Origin of the sequence: Agrobacterium sp. D14 (assembly GCF_001526505.1) — a bacterium.
Taxonomy (GTDB): domain Bacteria; phylum Pseudomonadota; class Alphaproteobacteria; order Rhizobiales; family Rhizobiaceae; genus Agrobacterium; species Agrobacterium leguminum.
The window spans coordinates 39,493-59,094 of record NZ_ASXX01000016.1; the positions used below are offsets into that span (position 1 = coordinate 39,493).

Annotated in this window: 20 protein-coding genes; 8 read left to right on the forward strand and 12 right to left on the reverse strand. The window is 61.2% G+C overall.

Features of this window, described 5'->3' with window-relative positions; translation table 11 throughout:
- The first annotated feature begins 28 nt into the window (after positions 1 to 28).
- From L901_RS12495 to L901_RS12505, 3 genes are all read left to right on the forward strand, one after another.
- Positions 29 to 1,297: an ABC transporter substrate-binding protein gene (locus L901_RS12495; protein ID WP_059757086.1), complete on the forward strand. Its 1,269-nt coding sequence runs from the start codon at positions 29 to 31 to the stop codon at positions 1,295 to 1,297.
- A gap of 115 nt (positions 1,298 to 1,412) precedes the next feature.
- Positions 1,413 to 2,966: a glycoside hydrolase family 28 protein gene (locus L901_RS12500; protein ID WP_059757089.1), complete on the forward strand. Its 1,554-nt coding sequence runs from the start codon at positions 1,413 to 1,415 to the stop codon at positions 2,964 to 2,966.
- A gap of 8 nt (positions 2,967 to 2,974) precedes the next feature.
- A complete protein-coding gene (locus L901_RS12505; RefSeq protein ID WP_059757092.1) occupies positions 2,975 to 4,099 on the forward strand; it encodes a glycoside hydrolase family 105 protein in 1,125 nt (374 codons plus the stop codon).
- A 2-nt stretch (positions 4,100 to 4,101) separates the two neighbouring features.
- Here L901_RS12505 and L901_RS12510 read toward each other — a convergent pair whose 3' ends face one another.
- Positions 4,102 to 5,364, reverse strand: a complete 1,263-nt coding sequence (locus L901_RS12510; protein WP_059757095.1) for an ATP-binding protein — start codon at positions 5,362 to 5,364, stop codon at positions 4,102 to 4,104.
- Complete coding sequence (locus tag L901_RS12515; protein WP_196248079.1) at positions 5,361 to 6,092, reverse strand: response regulator; 732 nt, start codon at positions 6,090 to 6,092, stop codon at positions 5,361 to 5,363. Before L901_RS12515 ends, L901_RS12510 begins: the two co-directional genes overlap by 4 nt.
- Positions 6,093 to 6,294: 202 nt before the next feature.
- On the opposite strand from L901_RS12515, the gene L901_RS12520 reads away from it, so the two are divergent.
- The 4 genes from L901_RS12520 (at position 6,295) to L901_RS12535 (ending at position 10,568) form a co-directional block, all read left to right on the forward strand.
- Positions 6,295 to 6,936: a hypothetical protein gene (locus L901_RS12520; protein ID WP_059757100.1), complete on the forward strand. Its 642-nt coding sequence runs from the start codon at positions 6,295 to 6,297 to the stop codon at positions 6,934 to 6,936.
- Between the two features lie 127 nt (positions 6,937 to 7,063).
- Positions 7,064 to 7,360, forward strand: a complete 297-nt coding sequence (locus L901_RS12525) for a hypothetical protein (protein ID WP_059757103.1) — start codon at positions 7,064 to 7,066, stop codon at positions 7,358 to 7,360.
- A gap of 22 nt (positions 7,361 to 7,382) precedes the next feature.
- Entirely contained in the window at positions 7,383 to 8,606 is a 1,224-nt protein-coding gene (locus L901_RS12530; RefSeq protein WP_059757106.1) for an efflux RND transporter periplasmic adaptor subunit, read from the forward strand.
- A gap of 3 nt (positions 8,607 to 8,609) precedes the next feature.
- Positions 8,610 to 10,568 (forward strand): MacB family efflux pump subunit, encoded by a 1,959-nt coding sequence (locus tag L901_RS12535; protein WP_059757109.1) that lies wholly within the window; start codon positions 8,610 to 8,612, stop codon positions 10,566 to 10,568.
- Between the two features lie 13 nt (positions 10,569 to 10,581).
- Here L901_RS12535 and L901_RS12540 read toward each other — a convergent pair whose 3' ends face one another.
- Complete coding sequence (locus tag L901_RS12540) at positions 10,582 to 10,818, reverse strand: acyl carrier protein (protein ID WP_003520197.1); 237 nt, start codon at positions 10,816 to 10,818, stop codon at positions 10,582 to 10,584.
- A gap of 312 nt (positions 10,819 to 11,130) precedes the next feature.
- Here L901_RS12540 and L901_RS12545 point away from each other — a divergent pair, with 312 nt between their 5' ends.
- Complete coding sequence (locus L901_RS12545) at positions 11,131 to 12,228, forward strand: acyltransferase (protein ID WP_059757112.1); 1,098 nt, start codon at positions 11,131 to 11,133, stop codon at positions 12,226 to 12,228.
- Between the two features lie 369 nt (positions 12,229 to 12,597).
- Here L901_RS12545 and L901_RS12550 read toward each other — a convergent pair whose 3' ends face one another.
- The 9 genes from L901_RS12550 to L901_RS12580 all read right to left on the reverse strand — a co-directional run bounded on the left by L901_RS12550 (position 12,598) and on the right by L901_RS12580 (position 19,549).
- On the reverse strand, positions 12,598 to 12,885 hold the full coding sequence (locus L901_RS12550; protein ID WP_059757116.1) for a hypothetical protein: 288 nt from the start codon (positions 12,883 to 12,885) through the stop codon (positions 12,598 to 12,600).
- Between the two features lie 548 nt (positions 12,886 to 13,433).
- Entirely contained in the window at positions 13,434 to 13,571 is a 138-nt protein-coding gene (locus L901_RS27395) for a hypothetical protein (RefSeq protein WP_020809401.1), read from the reverse strand.
- A gap of 95 nt (positions 13,572 to 13,666) precedes the next feature.
- Positions 13,667 to 13,882, reverse strand: coding sequence for a hypothetical protein (locus tag L901_RS12555; protein WP_059757119.1), 216 nt, complete (start codon positions 13,880 to 13,882; stop codon positions 13,667 to 13,669).
- A 253-nt stretch (positions 13,883 to 14,135) separates the two neighbouring features.
- Positions 14,136 to 14,345, reverse strand: a complete 210-nt coding sequence (locus tag L901_RS12560; protein ID WP_003520191.1) for a cold-shock protein — start codon at positions 14,343 to 14,345, stop codon at positions 14,136 to 14,138.
- Positions 14,346 to 14,626: 281 nt separating this feature from the next.
- The gene (locus L901_RS27400) at positions 14,627 to 14,797 is read right to left on the reverse strand and encodes a hypothetical protein (RefSeq protein WP_020809249.1); all 171 of its coding nucleotides are present in this window, start codon (positions 14,795 to 14,797) and stop codon (positions 14,627 to 14,629) included.
- Positions 14,798 to 15,132: 335 nt separating this feature from the next.
- On the reverse strand, positions 15,133 to 16,368 hold the full coding sequence (locus L901_RS12565) for a Gfo/Idh/MocA family protein (protein ID WP_059757122.1): 1,236 nt from the start codon (positions 16,366 to 16,368) through the stop codon (positions 15,133 to 15,135).
- An 18-nt stretch (positions 16,369 to 16,386) separates the two neighbouring features.
- The gene (locus tag L901_RS12570; RefSeq protein ID WP_059757125.1) at positions 16,387 to 17,208 is read right to left on the reverse strand and encodes a sugar phosphate isomerase/epimerase; all 822 of its coding nucleotides are present in this window, start codon (positions 17,206 to 17,208) and stop codon (positions 16,387 to 16,389) included.
- Between the two features lie 24 nt (positions 17,209 to 17,232).
- Positions 17,233 to 18,396, reverse strand: coding sequence for a dihydrodipicolinate synthase family protein (locus tag L901_RS12575; protein ID WP_059757128.1), 1,164 nt, complete (start codon positions 18,394 to 18,396; stop codon positions 17,233 to 17,235).
- Positions 18,397 to 18,406: 10 nt separating this feature from the next.
- The gene (locus tag L901_RS12580) at positions 18,407 to 19,549 is read right to left on the reverse strand and encodes a Gfo/Idh/MocA family protein (RefSeq protein ID WP_059757130.1); all 1,143 of its coding nucleotides are present in this window, start codon (positions 19,547 to 19,549) and stop codon (positions 18,407 to 18,409) included.
- Positions 19,550 to 19,602: the final 53 nt, after the last annotated feature.

A 19,602-nucleotide genomic window follows, 5' to 3' on the forward strand; every position in this document is an offset into this window, starting at 1 on the left:
GCCTGATTTTTCGAGGAGGAGAAGAACAATGAAGACGATGACAGGAATGATGGCGATGCTCGCCGGCGCCGCTTATGTGGCGATGGCGACGGCCCCTGCGGCGGGTGCTGCGGAACTGCGCATGTCGTGGTGGGGCGGCGAAAGCCGCCACGTCGCCACCCAGAAGGCGATTGCCGCCTGCGGCGAGAAATACGGCCACACCGTCAAGGGCGAATTCACCGGCTTCGATGGCTATCTGGAAAAGCTCACCACGCAGATGGCGGGCAAGACGGAGGCCGATATCGTTCAGGTCAACTGGCCTTGGCTGTCGCTGTTTTCGAAGAACGGCGAAGGTTTTGCCGATCTGCGCCAGCTGAAGCCGCTCGATCTTTCGCAATGGGCCGAGAGCGATCTGGACGCCGGTTCGATGAACGGCGTGCTGCAGGGGCTTTCCGTTTCCACCACCGGCCGCGTCTTTTTCTTCAACGCCACCACCTTCGAAAAGGCCGGCGTGGAAATTCCGAAGACCTGGGACGAGTTCTTTGCGGCAACCAAGACCATCAAGGAAAAGCTCGGCAAGGACTATTACACCTTCAATGCCGTGAAGGAGACGGCCCAGCTTCTGGTGACACTGGCTGTCGTGCAGAAGACCGGCAAGGATCTGGTCGATCCCAAGACCAACCGCGTGGCCTGGACGCCGGAGGAGCTTGCCGAGGGTATCTCTTTCGTCGGCAAGCTGGTCGAAACCGGCTCCATCCGCTCGCAGAAAGAGGAAGCGGCCGACGGTAACGTCAATCTCTATGAAAAGCCGTCCTGGTCCGAAGGCCGGATTGCCGGTTCCTATGAATGGGATTCGACCTATTCGAAATATGCCGATCCGCTCAAGGAAGGACAGGTTCTGAAACCGGTCCCGATGCTGAAGCTTGCCGATGCCGTGACCGAAGGCGTCTATCGCAAGCCTTCCATGGTGTTTTCGATCTCGAAAAACTCCAGGAACCCGGAAGCGGCCGCCCAAATCCTGAACTGCCTGCTGAACGAACCTGAGGGCATCGATGCGCTCGGCACGTCACGCGGCCTGCCTGCCTCGAAGGCTGCGGCGGCGCGTCTGGGGGACAAGGGCGAGCCGGAAGTGCGGGCCGCCAACGCCATCGTCATGGCGGCATCGGGACCGGTGGTGTCACCCTTCAACGAACATCCTGAAATCCGCTCGGGCTTCATCGATACGCTTGAGGAATATGCCTATGGCCAGTTGACGGCGGAAGAGGCCGCCGAGCAGATCATCGATACGACCAACGATGTTCTTGCCAAATTCGATTGACGACAATGGCCCGCCGCCGCCTGCATGGCGGCGGGCTCCCTATCCGGCTGCCGGATGATGTGAGGCATGTCCGCCAAGGGTTTGGCCGGACAGGCACCAAAGACGAGAAAAGAGCATGAACCAACCCCTTATCATCGCGTCTTCGGCGCGAACGGCAGCGCTTTGCCTTGCCGCTCCCGGCGCTCGCTATTTCCTTCCGTCCAAAACGGCATGGCGTCTGACGTCGCCGGATGGCGGCGAGCGGCGCGGTGAAACCGCGACCGTGGTGACGCTGCTGCATGATCTCTCCCCGGATACCCGCTATGTCTTCGAAGCGGAGGGGTTCGGGCGGCTGGAGTTCAGAACCGCCCCCTGTGCCGGGCTTGTCGAGGCTGCGGAATTTTCCCTGATGCCGGATGTTGCGCTCGATGATGAAGAGGGCGCGCGCGCCAATGCGCAAGCGCTGGAAAGGGCCGTGGCTGCGGTACCGCACGGCGGCACGCTGCGTCTCTCGGCCGGTGTCTGGACAGCCTTTCCCGTTCGCCTGAAAAGCAACATGACCTTCCACCTTGCCGAAGGAGCCGTGCTGCGTGCGCCCTCCACCCGCCGGGGCTGGCCGATCCTGCCTGCCCGCGATGAGGCAGGCCGTATGCTCGGAAGCTGGGAAGGCTTGCCGGATGCCTGCTTCGCCGCGCCGGTTCATGCCATCGCGGCAGACAATCTCATCATCGAGGGCAGGGGCGTTCTCGATGGTTCGGGCGACAGCGGCGACTGGTGGAGCTGGCCGAAAGAAACCCGCGACGGCGCGCGCCGGCCGCGCGGCCTGCATCTCGTTTCCTGCCGGAAGACAAACCTGCTCGGTTTCACCATCCGAAACGCCGCCTCCTGGACGATCCATCCGCAGGGCTGCGAAGACTTGATCGCCGCCGGCCTCAGCATCGTCGCACCCCATGACAGCCCGAACACCGACGGTTTCAACCCCGAAAGCTGCCGTAACGTCACAATATCAGGCGTGCGCTTTTCCGTCGGCGACGATTGCATCGCGGTGAAGGCGGGAAAGCGCGGCCCCGATGGCGAGGACGATCATCTCGCGGAAACGCGAGGCATTCGGGTGCGCCACTGCCTGATGCAGCGCGGCCATGGCGGGCTGGTGATCGGTTCGGAAATGTCCGGCGGTGTACATGATGTGGCGGTCGAGGATTGCGACATGGTCGGCACGGATCGCGGTCTACGTCTCAAGACACGGCGCGGGCGCGGCGGCACCGTCAGCAATATCGCCATGCGCCGCGTGCTGCTGGATGGCGTGCAGACCGCGCTTTCCGCCAATGCCCATTACCATTGCGATGCCGATGGACATGATGACTGGGTGCAGTCGCGAAACCCGGCATCGGTCGATGGCGGCACGCCCTTTATCGACGGCATTAGCGTGGAGGACGTCGAAATTCGCAACCTATCCCATGCCGCCGGCGCTTTTCTCGGCCTTCCCGAAGCGCCCATCCGCAACATCGCCATCCGCAATCTCACCATCGTCTCGCGCGATCCTTCGGCCATCGCAACGCCGCCGATCATGGCCGACCGGGTGCGTCCCATGCGCCATGAGGCGATTGTTTTCGAGCAGGCGCATATAGTCTGCGATAATCCCGCCCTGTTGAGCGACGCTTCCGTTTCCATTGTGTCAGATTCCGATTGAGAAAACCGATGAAAGCCACTGAATATTTTGATCAATTCTCCAATCGCTATAAACATTACAAGGGCGGAAGCTGGTGTTATGAGGATGGATGTGTCTATCGCGGCCTGCAGCAGCTGTTCGAGGCGACCGGGCAAGCGCGCTGGAACGATCATCTGCATCGTCTGGCCGATGCGCAGATAGCGCCAGACGGCACGCTCGCCGGTTACGATCCGCAGGAATATAATATCGACCATATCCTCGCCGGCCGTATCCTCTTTCCCCTTGCGGCGGAAACGGGCGATCCGCGTTACCTCGCTGCGGCGGAACATCTGGCGGGGCAACTGCGCAGCCATCCGCGCATCGCAGCCGGGAATTACTGGCACAAGAAGCGTTATCCGCATCAGGTCTGGCTGGACGGGCTTTATATGGGGCTTCCTTTCCAGATCGAATATGCGCGGGCGACGGGCCGGGCGGAACTGATCGACGATGCGCTGCGGCAGTTTTCAGCGGCGCTCGCGGCGACGGAGGATAGCGGTGGGCTCTATGCCCATGGTTACGACCACAGCCGCAGCCAGCGCTGGGCCGATCCTCAAAGCGGCAAGTCTCCCGCCATATGGGCGCGTGCGGTCGGCTGGCTCGCCATGGCGCTGGTGGACGCGCTGGCCATCCTGCCGGATGACGGCGCGACGGCGGCGCTTCGCAACAAGACGCAGTTGCTTCTGGCCGGCATCATCGCACGGCAGACCGAGGCCGGCCTCTGGATGCAGGTTCTCGACAATCCGGGCCTTGAGGACAATTACGAGGAAACATCCGCCTCGGCCATGTTTGCCTATGCCTTGCTGCACGCAGTGCGGTTGAAGCTCGTGCAGGGCGAAGAGGCGAATGCCGCCCTTTCGGCGGGTCGCCGCGCGCTTGAGGCGCTTCTTGAAACGCGGCTGAAAGCCGATGAAGAGGGCGTGACCCGCCTCACTGGCATCGTGCATGTCGCGGGCCTTGGCGGCTTTGAGGGCAATTATCGCGATGGAACGCCGGAATATTATCTGACCGAGCCGGTGGTGTCCGACGATGCCAAGGGCGTCGGGCCGCTGATGATGGCCTATGCCGAAAGCCTGCTTCTGGCCAAGCCGCAGGCACAGGCTGTTTCAGCGGCGTGACGTCACGCCGCCCTTGCGAAGATCACGGTCTGGATCAGGCCCTGTTTCTTGTGGTTGGCAATGGTGATCGTGCCGCCGAAGCGCTCGATGATTTCCCTGGCGATGGCAAGACCCAACCCCACGCCGGGGATTGATTTGCGCCGCGCGAGGTCCACCCGGAAGAAGGGTTCGAACACCCGCCCGATCAATTCCTGCGGAATGCCGGGGCCTTCATCCCTGATTGTCACGACGATTTCGCTCTCGTCTCCGGTCAGATCGATATGCGCCTTCTTGCCATGGGTAACGGCATTCAGGATGAGGTTGCGCAGGGCTCTCTTGAGCGCCAGCGGGGCCGCCTTGATGGTCATGGCGGCTTCCGGCTCGATGAAGTCGAGTGCGCCCGCATGGCCGAGATCGGAAACATCGCTGACGATTTCGCTGAGAAGCGTGCCGATGTCGATCGTCTTGACGCTGTCCTGGCTGACCTCTTCCCGCACCAGAAGAATGGCGCTGTCGGCAATGGCGTCCAGCTCCTCGAGATCCGCCAGCCATTTGGCCCGTTCCTCGTCGTTTTCGATGAATTCCGCCCTCAGCCGCATGCGAGTCATCGGGGTTCTGAGATCGTGGCCGGCGGCGGCGACGAGGCGCATGCGGCTTTCCATCGCCGCTTTCAGGCGGTTGGCGAGTTCGTTCAGCGCCCGCGCCGTGGCGCGGATTTCGCCCGGTCCGGTTTCCGGCAGGTGCGGCAGCGAACCGTCAGGCCCGATGCTGGCGGCGGCATTTTCCAGCATGTCGAGCGGGCGGGTGATCTTGCTGGCGGCAAAGATCGAAACGGCGGCGCTGCCGAGAATGATCAGCCCGATCCACATGCCGAAAATCTTCCAGCCGCCCGGCGGCGGACCCATATGCGGAATTTCCGCAACCAGCCAGCCGCCTTTTTCCAGCGCGATAGCCGCCACGGGGGCAGGGTTTCCCGGCGAGCGGATGACCATCGCGGTGCGCGGCTCTCCGACGCGGGCCAGCGCTTTTTCCAGAAATTCCGAAAGCATGCCGTCGAGATCGCCTTCCGGCGGCTTCTGTTCGATCTGGAAATAGCCGGGCTGCTGCAGGGAGGGATCGCGCTCGGCCATGGCCACGGCAAAGGCGAGGCTGCGGGCCAGCGGCTCGATGGTGGCGTCGGGCGGCGGCGGCTGCAATGTCCGGTCGGCCACAAAAGTCGCAAGCGCGATGACGGCGATGATGGAGACGATCATCAGCGCCGTGATGCGGTTTTTAAGCGAACTCATCGCGGCACCGGCAGGGTTTTGACCTGAACCGTCATCTGGTAACCGCCATTGCGCACGGTCTTGAAGATCGGCGTTTGGGTGTCGGCGTCCAGCTTCTTGCGCAAGCGGCTCATCAGCACGTCGATGGAGCGGTCGAACGGGCCGCGATCCTTGCCCTGCGTGAGATCGAGAAGCTGATCGCGGGAAAGCAGCCGGCCGGGCCTGTCGAGAAAGACTTTCAGAAGATCGAATTCCGCTCCCGTCAAATCGATCTTTTCACCGCTGGCGCGGATGACGGAGCGCTGCTCGGGATCGGCGGTGAAATCCGCAAAACCATAGGCGGCGGATGAGGGGCGGGGGGCTTCCTGCGGCGTGGCGCGGCGCAGCACGGCCTTGATGCGCGCGGTCAGTTCGCGCGGATTGAAGGGTTTGCCGAGATAGTCGTCGGCGCCGATTTCCAGCCCGACGATGCGGTCGACATCTTCCTTCAGCGCTGTCAGGAGAATGACCGGCGTGCGCGGCCGGCGGCCTTGCAGATCGCGGCAGATATCGAGGCCGGAGCCATCGGGCAGCATCACGTCGAGCACGATGAGATCGGGATCGGAGCTGGCGATCTTTTCCTCGAACTCACGCCTGTCGGCGGCCATCGACACGCGAAACCCCTGCGAGCCGAGATATTTCGCGAGCAATGTGCGTATTTCCGGATCGTCATCGACGATCAATATATGTGTCACCGAAACTGTCGTCATATCGTCCAACCTTTTGATGCCACTATACATAAGCGCTGAAAAGAAACGGCGGATTTTTGCAACGAAAGCTTTCCGGGGCCGTTCTGGCAACATTCGGTTACAAATAGGCGGTTTGCGGAAGCAGCCCGGAAACATTCGGACCAAAGCCGGAAACGCGATGCTCCTATCGTCCTTTCATGTTGGAAAACGGAAGGAAGGTAAGATGAGAAACTCGCTACTGGCCACCGCCGTCATCGCGACAGCAATTATCGGCGTTTCCGCCGCCGCGCAGGCAGCGGAAGAGAATGCGCCCGCACCCCAGGCGACCGAACAGGCTGCGCCGCCGCCCGCCAATCTCGATCTCGGCCCGGACATCGGCCCGGATCGGGGTCCGGATGAAAGGCCGCTGCCGCCCCATATGCGCAGAATGCCCGGCCCGGATGTTCTCGGGCTGGCGACGAAGCTTTCGGCGGCCGAAATCTATCTCGGCGTCACGCCGGAGCAGCTCGGTCCATGGCGCGCCTATACCACGGCGCTGATCGATCTCGTTTCCCCCGGTCCGGAGCGCAATCCGCGTCCGCCGGTGGCGGGTGAAGGCAAGGCCAGGCCCGAGCCGCGTCTTGCGGGAGAGGAGCTGGCAGGCATCATCGCGCAGAAGGCGGAAAGGGCCAAAGCCCTGCAGGACGCGGTTGCGGCTCTGAAACCGAAGCTTTCGCCGCAGCAGGTGCTGAAGCTTGCCGAACTCGAGCGTGCGCTGATGCCGCCTCCGCCTCCCGGCCCGCGTCATGGCCCTGCAGCGCGCGGCGGCTTTGCTCCCCCGCATGGCGATATGAGGCCGCCGGTTCCCGAGGCGGAACGGGGCTGAGGCAACTATTCGAAGTTTCCTCCTTTAATCTGCCCCCCAGTAAAGGAGGAAATCAGCCGGCAACGGCTGGAGCCGGGGGATCGCACGCCTGCGATCCCCCGCGTGATTTTCAAGCAGGAAGACGATGATGAGATATTTCTATCTGGTGCTGGCAACGGCTTTTGGTTTGAGCTTTGCCTGGTCGGTGGCCGTGGCAAAGGACAAGCCCGTGCAACAGCCGGCGGCCAAATCCCGGCAGGATGAACAGCGGCGTCAGCCCGCCTGTGCGAAGGATCAGCGCGAAAAGACGGATTCCAGACGTCTTCGCAGCACCTGCCGCAAGGCCGCGGCGCGAAAATCCGCCTCTGCCTATGAATGGATCGAGGCGGACAGGGGTTTCATCCTCGTGAAACACGAGATGACGCCGGTTTCTTCCTTCGAATGAACCGGCTGGACAGGACATCAAGATGAAAACGGCACGCAAGGCAGGCGCATTGCTGGCGGTTGTCGCTCTCGCTGTGGGCGGCTACTGGCTGTCCTTGCAATATACGCGGGCGGCCACACCCGGCTATATCACCGCACCGGTGACGCGCGGCGATATCGAGCAGACGGTGCTGGCGACGGGAACGCTGAAACCCGTTCGCCTTGTCGCGGTCGGCGCGCAGGCCTCTGGCCGCATCACCGCCGTCAAGGTGGCGCTCGGCGATACGGTCAAGACGGGCGATCTGATCGCCGAAATCGATTCCGTTACCCAGACGAACAGCCTGCGCACGGCGCAGGCGGCCCTGGCGAACGTGAAGGCGCAGCGGGTTGAGAAGCAGGCGACGCTTGTTCTCAACCGCCAGAGCCTCGCCCGTCAGCAGGAGATGGTGTCGAAGAACGCCGCCTCCCGCGCCGATTTCGAAAGCGCCATCGCGGCGCTCGCCGTCACCGAGGCGCAGATCGAAGCCATCGACGCCCAGATCGAGGAAGCGCAGGTCGCGGTGGAAACGGCCGAGGCCAATCTTGGCTATACCAAGATCACCGCGCCCATCGAAGGCACGGTTCTGTCGATCGTCAGCCAGGAAGGGCAGACCGTCAACGCCACGCAATCCGCGCCAACCATCGTCATCCTCGGCCAGCTCGACCGGATGACGGTGCGCACGGAAATTTCCGAGGCGGATGTAACGCGGGTCAAGCCGGACCTGCCGGTCTATTTCACCGTGCTCGGCGAGCCGCAGCAGCGTTACGACGCGACGCTTGCCTCGATAGAGCCGGCGCCGGAATCGGTGCGCAGCGATTCCAGCTTCAGTTCCTCGACCTCTTCATCCTCCAGCTCGTCCTCTTCCAGCACATCGTCCTCCGAGGCGATCTATTATAATGGCGTGTTCGAAGTGCCGAACCCGGACGGCAAGCTGCGCACCTATATGACGGCGGAGGTTCATATCGTTCTCGGCGAAGCGAAGGACGTGCTGACCGTCCCCTCGGCGGCCCTTGGCAGCATGGACAGCGACGGTAGCTATGCCGTGCGTGTGGCCGGTGCCGATGGCAGGGTTTCCGAGCGCAAGGTCGAAATCGGGCTGAACAACAAGGTCACAGCGGAGGTGCGTTCCGGCCTTGCCGAAAACGAGCGCGTGGTGACCGGCGAGCGTTCCACCGACACCACCACAAACGCCATGCCGGGGCCGGGCGGCCCGCCGATGGGGCTTTGAACCATGGCTGAACCTTTGATTTCGCTTAAATCGGTGCGGCGGGATTATCCCTCCGGCGAAGGCACGATCAGCGTGCTGAAGAACATCGACCTCACCATTGAGGCCGGTGAGATGGTGGCGATCGTCGGCGCGTCCGGGTCGGGCAAGTCGACGCTGATGAATATTCTCGGCTGCCTCGACCGCCCGACTTCGGGTAGCTACAGCATCAGGGGCCGGGAAACGGGCAATCTCGATGCCGACGCGCTTTCGGCGCTCAGGCGTGAAAATCTCGGCTTCATCTTCCAGCGATACCATTTGCTGGCCGAGCTGACGGCGCTCGGCAATGTCGAAATTCCGGCGATCTATGCCGGCAAGACGCAGGGCGACCGCAGGCACAATGCCGCAAGGCTGCTTGGCCGCCTCGGCATGGCGGAACGCCTCGATCACCGTCCCGGCCAGCTTTCCGGCGGCCAGCAGCAGCGCGTTTCCATCGCCCGCGCCCTGATGAACGGTGCCGAGATCATTCTTGCCGACGAGCCGACCGGCGCGCTCGACAGCGCCAGCGGCGACGAGGTGCTGCGCATCCTCGGCGAGCTGCATACCGAAGGCCGTACCGTCATCATCGTCACCCATGATATGTCGATTGCCAGACGCGCCGGGCGGATCATCGAAATCAGCGACGGCACGATCATTTCAGACCGTAGGACGGATGCAACGCCCGTGCCGCAGGACGATGCCAAACCCGCTGCCGTTTCCGGCGGGTCTTCCGGTTTCGCGGGTCTCGTTTCTTCTCTGCGGGAGGCGTTGCGCATGGCGCTTCTGTCGATGCGGGCGCACAAGCTGCGCACCTTTCTCACCATGCTCGGCATCATCATCGGCATCGCCTCGGTCATCAGCGTCGTGGCGCTGGGGCAGGGGTCGCAGCAGCGGGTGCTGCAGAACATATCGAGTCTTGGCACCAACACGCTGGAAATCTTCGCCGGCAAGGATTTCGGCGACATAAGGTCGGGCAAGATCACCACGCTCGTCGTTTCCGATGCCGAAGCGCTTGCCAAGCAATCCTATGTCGCGGCGGTGACGCCGACGGTCTCGACCTCCAGCACGGTGCGTTTCGGCGCGAAGGAAGCGAATGCGCTGGTGAACGGCGTCAGCGAGCGGTATTTCGTCGCCAAGGGCACCAAGCTGTCGCAGGGCCGCTTTTTCGATGGCGGAAGCGTCGCGCAGAAGGCGCAGGAAGTGGTGATCGACGAAAATACCCGCAAATCGCTGTTTGCGGATTTCGACGGCAGCCCTGTGGGCCAGGTCATTCTCATCGGCAAGGTGCCGGCCCGCATCGTCGGTGTCACGCAGGCGCAACAGGGTGGTTTCGGCTCAAGCCAGAATCTGTCGCTCTACCTGCCCTATACCGCCGTCCAGTCGCGCTTTCTCGGCAGCCTGTCGCTGCGCAGCATCACGGTGCAGGTGGCCGACGATGTCGATGCCTCAATCGCCGAACAGGCGGTGACGACGCTTCTGACCCAGCGGCACGGCACACGGGATTTCTACATTCTCAACACCGACGATATCCGCCAGACCATCACCAGCACCACGCAGACACTGACCCTTCTGATTGCGGCGATTGCGGTGATTTCGCTGCTGGTCGGCGGCATCGGGGTGATGAATATCATGCTCGTTTCTGTGTCTGAACGCGTGTCGGAAATCGGCGTGCGCATGGCGGTCGGCGCACGACGCACCGATATTCTGCGGCAGTTCCTCATCGAAGCGGTGCTGGTCTGCATTATCGGCGGTACGCTGGGCGTGCTGGGCAGTCTCGGCTTCGGCGCGCTTTTCTCCGCCTTCAGCAGCAATTTCGCCATGGTCTATTCCACGGCGTCGATCATCGCCGCCTTCGTCTGCTCGACGCTGATCGGTGTTGTCTTCGGTTATCTGCCGGCGCGCAACGCGTCGAAGCTCGATCCCGTCGCGGCTTTGTCCGCGGGGTAAATCCCCCTGCCGGTCACGCCTTGTTTTTTTCGACGAAGCGGATGGCGTCGCCAACGGTCAGGATCGTGCTTGCGGCGGAATCTGGAATTTCCACCCCGAATTCCTCTTCGATTTCCATGACGATCTGAACGGTCTCGAGCGAATCCGCACCGAGATCGTCAGCAAAACTGGCCTCGTCCACGATGGTGGCAGGGTCTGCACCAAGCTGGTCCACGATGATTTTTCTGATACGTTCTGCAATGGTGGACATGGTGAGACTCCGCGAAAGTTGCCTGCCGTCGAACGCCGCCCCATCTGAATTTGCGCCGAAGATATCCAAGCGAAATCAAGCTGAAGTTTCGAAAGGACAGGCCACAGAGTCAAAGGCTCGGAAGATCGATGACATCCGGACGTAGCACGCCTTTCGCAGCCGCGAAAGAGTGTCGATCACCCGTTAGTATTCCATAATAATATGGGACGTCCGCCACGTTAAACAGTTTGTGACTGGCAGCGGTGAACCGCAACGCGGTAAAGCTCGTTGCCTGTGAACCTCAAATCCGTCAGCCACGCCGAGCCTCATGCCATGGTCCAGTCGTCCCCGGAACGCTTTATATTGCTCGATGGCATAAGGGGCGTGGCCGCCCTTTTCATCGTCCACCGCCATGCCGAGGATCTGTTTGGGAAAAGCACGGCTTCGAGCTATCTCGCCGTGGATCTGTTTTTTGCGCTCAGCGGTTTCGTGCTCGCGCATGCCTATAGCCGGAAACTGGTCGAAGGGGCGATTACGCCGGGCTTTTTCATGAAGGCGCGCTTCGCACGTCTTTACCCTCTTTATGGGCTGGCGCTGGTCCTGATGGCCGCCTATTTTATCTGTCTCTACGCGCTGGGCCTGCCGACGCCGATCGACGATCTGCATCGTCCCATCGATCCCGGCGAGCTTGCTTTCGCCTTGGTAACGGGGCTGCTCTTTTTGCCGGCACCCTTCACCCTCACCCTGAACGGCGCGCTGTTTCTCGTCAGCCCGGCATGGTCGCTTTTCAATGAGCTGGTGGTGAATGCGTTTTACGCCCGCTTCGGTGTCCGGGCCACGACGAAACAGACCGCCGCGGTGCTCATTGTCAGCGCCCTTGTGCTGATGGTGGCTGCCGCCGAGTTCGGCCGTTTGCATGCCGGTTTTCGCTGGCATGAAATGTATGCCGGCATGGGGCGGGTGTTCTTCTCGTTTTTTGCTGGCGTGCTGATTTACCGTTTCCGCAATCGCGTACCGCAGTTGAAACCTTTTCAGGCGGCGCTTTGCCTTCTGCTGGTTTGTTTCATTCTGGCCGTGCCGATGTCGCGCGAGCTTCGGCCGTTCTTCGATCTTGCGATTGTCCTCGTCGTCTGGCCGCTGCTGCTGTTCGTCGCCAGCAAGACGGTTCCGGGGCGCGGGGTGGGAATGGTGTCGGTGTTTCTCGGCACGGCGTCCTACGCGGTTTATGTGCTGCACATTCCGCTTCTGGCCTGGACGGAGCTTCTGATCCCCGCGGTACACCGGGCAAACCTCGCTTTGCCGGCCGGCATTGTTTTCCTCATCGGCACGACGTGCCTGTCATGGTGGCTGACGGTTTATTACGATCAGCCCGTTCAGAAATGGCTGAAGGACCGGTTGAGAAAGCGGAGCGAAATCCGCCAGCCGGTATGACCCTGCCGCGCGGCTGAAAACCTCAATAATGGGCGAAAATCGGGGCAGTCAGCACGAAAGCTGCGACGAGGCTGATGATCGTCAGTTTCGCCGCTCGCATGCGGCGCATTTTGCGGCCGCTCCAGTCATACGTCATACTCACCTCCACGCAGACGCAAAACTTACCGGCATGGGAAACAACCGAAGTCTGGCAAAGACCGGTCATGGTCCCGCAACGCATCGGATGCACATTCCATACCCAAGCTTCCCGGGACGCGCCTGATCGCGCGCGGGACGCCCAATTTCAGTGTTGCCTGATATACGGCTTTTGCCAAGCCGTTATTTTCATCGGTGATTTTGAAGGCCGCCACGAAAAGGGCGGCAAGTCCATCACCGGTAGAGGGGCGGCAGGCCCTGAATGGCGTAACGCGGCAGCGGTTTCCACGGTTTGACGCGTTCATGTTTGTGAACGCCGAACAGGAACAGCATTTCCTCCGAAATATCGGCAGGGTCGGTCAAGCCATCCTGAAAGAGCTGGATGACCTTGCGGGCGGCATTGTTGTAGAGAATGACTTCGTCATCCATGGTGTGGCTATCATAACCGAGACCTTCCAGCACTGACTGGAGCATTTTCAGGTCCTGCGACGTGATGATGCAATTTTCATATGCGGAAGACATGACGCCCTCCTTTCCTGTGAGGTTCACAAAAGCCGGAGCGTCGCGCCACCATCCAGAGGCGGTGCGGGGACGCTTCAACGCCTTGAAACGCGGGCGAGGTCGGGGAAACCGTTCCCGGCCCGTGCCGTCATGCATGTCGCGTGAATTCCGGATCGTTCCCGCCGGACAGCGGGCGGGACAGGGCTGGGAGTGCAGCAGGCCTGACGGCGGCAACGCCCTTTAATTACCGATGAAAAAGCCTGCGCTGATTAAGGGGAATAGGCAAGTTAATTCCGCTGACGGCGGCGGAAGATGCAGCAGCCGCTGCCGCAGGCAACAAAAAAGGCCGGGGCAATATTGCACCGACCTTCCTCATATCGCTCTCAACACCCGTGCCAGTACATCCGTGGTCAAAAGTCTGAAGCGACTAAAACAACTGCGAACGTCGATTTCATTCGCGCTCACCAGCAGTTGCCATGTGAGCTGTCTAAATGGGCAATGTGGCCAAAACAAGTCCGGTATCCATGGTGATACTTTTATTCGCCATGACATGCCGGCCCGCACGACGCTTATTTCTTTTTGGCATCCGCTGTCGTGGCGTTTGCGAATTTGACCTGCGAACCGGCGGGCGGCGCGGCAGGTGCTTTCGTCTTGTCCTTCTTCGGTTTGCGGATTTCCTTGTTGCTGCGCAATTGACCTTTGGCCATGGTGTCCTCCTCCTGTTGGATCGATGCGGCCTCGAGCGGCTATGAGACAACCCGTTCAAGGCCCTTCGCTCGGGCGATGCTGGAAATCCGGCCAGTCAGTTCTTGCCGGATCGTTTTTTTGCGGAAACCGGCGCGTCGACGATAATCGTCGCTTCCTGTGCTTCGCGAAGCTGGCGAAGGCGTTCCGTTTTGCGGGCGCGCTGGTCGGCCTCGGCGTTTATGATCTGCTTTGCGGCGTTATCCGTCAATGACGCCCTGTCCTGCGCGGATAGTTTGCCGGGTTTGAAAAAAGTTTCCTTTGACGCGGCCATGGCATTCTCCTTTATGGAAGAGCGGTATCGGACGGCTGGCGGGGGCGGGTAGTCTTTTTGGCGGCAGGCAGCGGCCCTTCGCGCTGAATTTTCTTCTTTGCCCTCTTGCGGCGGTGGCGCATGGCTTAGGCTTCTTCGCGGGCGCGCTTTTTCCCCGGCCCAAAAACAAAAGGCCGGGCTTTGACCCGACCTCTCACAATCATTCTAACCTGCAGCCAGTACATCCGTGGTCTGCGGGGTCAAATGACGAATATCAAGCTGCCTGAAGGTTATCAGCCGAGCTCTTGCCGGACCGACGGTCCTGGACGATCTCGTAGCTGATCTTCTGGCCGTCGTTCAGCGAACGCATGCCAGCGCGCTCAACAGCGGAAATGTGAACGAAAACGTCCGCGCCGCCATTGTCAGGCTGAATGAAGCCGAAGCCCTTGGTGGCGTTGAACCACTTTACAGTACCAGTGTTCATAACGATTTCCTTTCGTAGAATCGTTGTGGTTCCCGCGATACCTTGCGGGATAAGATCGATTATTTGAGAGGAAATCCGACGGGGAACACAGCGTTCCAGAACGACGTCACAAGCAATGGTCGATAAGGAAAATATAGGCGCAATTTTTGATTTTGCAATGGGCCCTGAAGGAAAAAGCGCCGGCGAGCGACCGCTCATCGGCTAAGTATCTGGTTCACGGCGCTATTTCCCGCTGACCCAAACGTGCGCCCGGTCTGGCACGGCCTTTGGTCTCGCGCGCATCAACCTCCGCCGGGAGACACGTCTTTCGCACCGTCATCCGGCAGGCTGCCCGCGCCCGGCGTCTTGTCATAGTCGGTGAGGGACGGTTTGGCGTGCGGGCCGGCGGGAGGAATGTCGTTCGGGCTGGAAGGCCCTTTGTCGACTGTTTTCGGCTTGGTTTTCTTCGTCATGTCGCGTCCTCCTTTTAAAAGGAAAACGCAGGGGAAAAGGCGCGGGTTCCGTTTCCACGCCGCGCGGGCGCGCTTTTCCGCCGTCAGCGGCGGGAACGCGGCTTTTTCTCTTCCCGGTTCATATCTCGCCCGACCCATTTGAAGAACACGACGAGGCTGACGCCGATGATGATGAGCGGAACGAAGGATTCAAAACTGGACATGACTCACTCTTTCTTCCCCCGGCGACCATTTTACCGGCATGGAAGAAGCGCGTAATCTGCGGAATATCGTCCGTTCTTTTTTGGCCATTGCCGTCTGCGGCCCAACTGCCGATGGGCCGCAGACGAAGGCGGTTACACCGGCAGCGATTTCACCGCCGCCGTGCCGCCTTCACGGGCGCTTTTCAGCGCCGCCACGCCTGTCAGAACGGACATGGCGCCGGCGCGCGAACCCGCCCGCTGCCGCAGCCGGTCGTTGGAGCCGGGCTTGAAGATCATGTCGCGCATGCGGTTGTCGCCGCCATAATGGCCGCCCGGCTCATGCGGCACCCAGATGTGTTCGACACCGCCGCCGAAGCTTTTCACCAGCAGGATTTCATCCGCCGGCGGTTCCGTCCAGGGCTGCTTTTCATACTGGCGCATCTCGATGCGGCCCTTATGGCCGTTGAAGGCGATGTGGTGGCCCTCGATCGGCATATAGGTGTTGAGCGAATAGGAAACCTGCACGCCGCTGGCATAACGGATCGAGGCGCTCATCGTGTCGGGAATGTCGATCTCTTCGCGGAAGACGCAGGCATCGCGCACATAACCGTCCACCGTCGAAGGGTCTTCATAAAGCGCATCGAGAAAAGGATCGGCGCCGAGATCCATGAAATAATCGCACTCGCTTTTGTGCGGACAGGTGCGACAGCGCGTTCCGCGGAATGGGCCGTTCTTGCCATAATGCAGCAATTGCCCGAAGCCCTTCACCTCCACGGGGTCGGAATCGAGATACCAGTTCAGCAGATCGAAATGGTGCGTGGCCTTGTGTACGAACAGGCTGCCGGAATGTTCGGTGAAGGCGTGCCAGCGGCGGAAATAATCTGCGCCGTGGTGATTATCCAGATACCAGTGGAAGTCGACGGAGGTAATGGTGCCGATTGCGCCGTCGTCGATCAGCTCCTTGATGCGTGCCGCCGTCGGCGAAAAACGGTAATTGAAGGAAACATCGACGCGGCGGCCGCTTTTGGCTTCCGCCGCGCGGATGCGGTCGATCTTTTCCGGGGTGGTGGTCATAGGTTTTTCGCTGATGACATCGGCCCCGCCTTCGAGCGTCCGGATGATGATGTCGTCATGGGTATCGTCAGGTGTGCAGACGATCACCAGTTCGGGTCGCTGCTCCTCCATCATCCGGTCGAAATCGTCGTAAAGCGGCGCGTTTGATCCCATCATGGCGCGGGCGCGTTCGGCGCGCATCAGGTTCAGGTCGCAAATGCCGACCAGTTCGACATAGTCGCTCCAGCCGGCCAGCAATTCGCGGCCCCACATGGTGGTGCCGCGATTGCCGGTGCCGACCAGCGCATAGCGTTTGCGTTTCACCTTTTCAGGCATCGTCTCTCTCCCGGATAATCAACAAACAGTCTTGAAACGCTCGACCACGGTGGCGAGGACCTCGTCCATCGGGCGCGCCTGCCAGCGATGCGAAAAGATTTCCACTTCCTGCGGGCCGTGGAAGCCGGCGGCTTCGATCATGGCGCGAAATGCCTTCAGGTCAATCACACCGTCGCCCATCATGCCGCGATCATTGAGCGGATCGGTGGTCGGCACCAGCCAGTCGCAGATGTGGTGGGCGAGAATTTGCCCGTTCCTGCCGGCGCGCGCCACCTGTTCCTCCAGTTCCGGATCCCACCAGACATGGTAGACATCGATGGCGACACCGGTGCCGGCACCCAGCCTGTCGCAGAGATCGAGCGACTGTTTCAGCGTGTTGAAGCAGGCGCGGTCGGCGGCATAGAAGGGATGCAGCGGCTCGATGGCGAGCGGTACGCCGGCGGCGCGGGCATAGGGCAGAAGTTCGGCCATGCCGTCCTCCACCATCTGCCGCGCGCCTTTCAGATCGCGCGAGCCGGCGGGCAGGCCGCCTACGACCAGCACAAGGCAATCGGCCTTCATGGCGGCGGCTTCATCGACCGCGCGTTTATTGTCCTCGATGGCGAGGCGGCGGCCTTCCGCATTGGGCGCGGGGAAAAAGCCGCCACGGCAATGACCGCTGAGGCGCAGCCCGTTCCGTTCGACAATGCGGGCGGCTTCAGCAAGGCCAACGCCATGCACCTGCTCGCGCCAGGGCGATATGGCGGTGATGCCATGCGCAAGACAGGCATCGACGATTGCGCCGAAGTCTCCGCCCTGACGCACGGTGGCGAAATTGATGGAAAGGCCTTCAAGGCTCATCTCGGTATCTCCCCTTGTTTTGCTTCACCCGATGCCACGGACGGCCAGAAACGCCTTCATGCGATGCGTCGCCAGATCAGGTTCGGCAAGCACATTGGCCTTGTCCGCAAGCCGGAAAAGCTCGGCGAAATGCTGTGTGGAGCGGGTGCTTTCCTGCCCGCCGACCATGGTGAAATGGTCTTGAAGGCCGTTGAGATAGGCGAGGAACACCACGCCGGTCTTGTAGAAGCGGGTCGGGGCCTTGAAGATATGGCGCGAGAGCGCCACCGTCGGCTCCAGAATGTCGAAAAACTCATTGTCCGCCCCACGCTTCAGGCTGGCGAGCGCCTTGGATGCCGCCGGTGCGATGGCGTCGAAAATGCCGAGCAGTGCGTCCGAATGGCCCTTTTCGTCACCGGCGATCAGTTCGGCATAGTTGAAATCGTCACCGGTATACATGCGAACGCCTGATGGTAGGCGGCGGCGCATGACGATTTCCTTTTCCTTGGAGAGAAGCGAAATCTTGATGCCGTCGATCTTGTCTGCATTCTCCTCGATCATGGCAAGGCAGGTTTCCATGGCCTGCATGTGGTCACCGGAACCCCAGTAACCCTCAAGCGCGGGATCGAACATCTCACCCAGCCAGTGGATCACCACTTTCTGGTCGGCATGGAAGAGAACCCGCGCATAGGCCTTGAGATAATCATCCGGGGAACGCGCCGCCGCAGCCAGTGCACGGCTCGCCATCAGGATCACGCGTCCGCCTTCTCCCTGAACAAAATCAATCTGTTCCAGGTAAGAGTCGACAATCTGGTTCAGGTCGTAACCGCCGCCATTCAGATGGTCGGTGCCGACGCCGCAGGCGATCAGCGCATCCTTGCGGCTGGCCGCCTCCTTCAGCGAACGGGAAATCAGTTCCTGCGCCTGCGGCCAAGCGAGCCCCATGCCGCGCTGCGCCGTATCCATCGCCTCGGCGACACCGAGGCCGAGATCCCACAGGCGGTGACGGAAACGTAAGGTGGCGTCCCAGTCGATGGCGGGCGTCAGCCACGGATCGTTATCGGCAAGGGGATCGGCCACCACATGGGCGGCGGCGAAGGCGACGCGGTTGAAATCCGCGGCACTGCGTTTTTCAACCGCGACCGGCGTGCCTGATAATTTGTAGACCTCGATGCTGCGGTCATCCTTCGGAAGCTTGAGTTCGCTCACCGTCGCCTCCTCAGGAAAGGGCGGGAACGTCGAGCCAGCGGCGTTCCTTCCAGGATTTCAGTCCAAGCTCGGCAAGCTGCACGCCCTTCACGCCTTCCATGAGGCCATAGGGCCACGGATCGTTATCGACGAGGTGGCGCACGAACATTTCCCACTGCGCCTTGAAGCCGTTGTCATAAACGACATTGTCCGGCACCTCCTGCCAGGTCTTGTAGAAATCGATGGTCTGCGGCTGATCGGGGTTCCATACCGGCTTCGGCGTGTTGGTGCGGTGCTGGGTAAAGCATTTGGTCAGGCCCGCCACCGCCGAACCATGCGTGCCGTCCACCTGGAAGGTCACGAGGTCGTCGCGGCGCACCCGCACCGCCCATGAGGAGTTGATGTGGGCGATCACGCCGCCTTCCAGCTCGAAGGTGGCATAGGCGGCATCGTCGGCATCCGCCTTATAGGCTTTGCCCTGCTCATCGAAACGTTCCGGAATATGGGTCGCGCCGAGGCAGCTGACGGATTTCACCGGACCGAACAGGTTGTCGAGCACATAACGCCAGTGGCACAGCATATCGAGAATGATGCCGCCGCCATCCTTCAGACGGTAATTCCACGAAGGACGCTGCGCCGGCTGCCAGTCGCCTTCGAAAACCCAGTAACCGAACTCGCCGCGCACCGAGAGGATTTTGCCGAAAAAGCCGCTGTCGCGCAGCATGGCGAGCTTGCGAAGGCCCGGCAGGAACAGCTTGTCCTGCACCACGCCGTGCTTGATGCCCGCGCTTTCGGCGAGCCGCGCAATCGCCAGCGCCTCTTCCATCGTGTCGGAAATCGGCTTTTCGCAATAGACGTTCTTGCCCGCCTTGATGGCCTTCTCCAGCAGGCTGCCGCGCATCTGCGTCGTGCCGGCATCGAAGAACAGCGTATCATCGGGGTTTGCCAATGCGGCGTCGATGTCGGTCGTCCAGCGCGCGACGTTGTGCTTTCTGGCGATTTCCTCGATCTTTGCGCCGTTGCGGCCGACCAGAATGGGGTCGAGCATGACCCTTTCGCCATTCTTCAAAAGCACGCCGCCCTGATCGCGAATGGCGAGAACGGAGCGCACGAGATGCTGGTTGTAACCCATGCGGCCGGTAATGCCGTGCATGATGACGCCGATACGTTTCATGAATTTCCTCCCAAGGCGGCCTCTTCCCGAAAGCCGCTTCCGTCAAACATGGC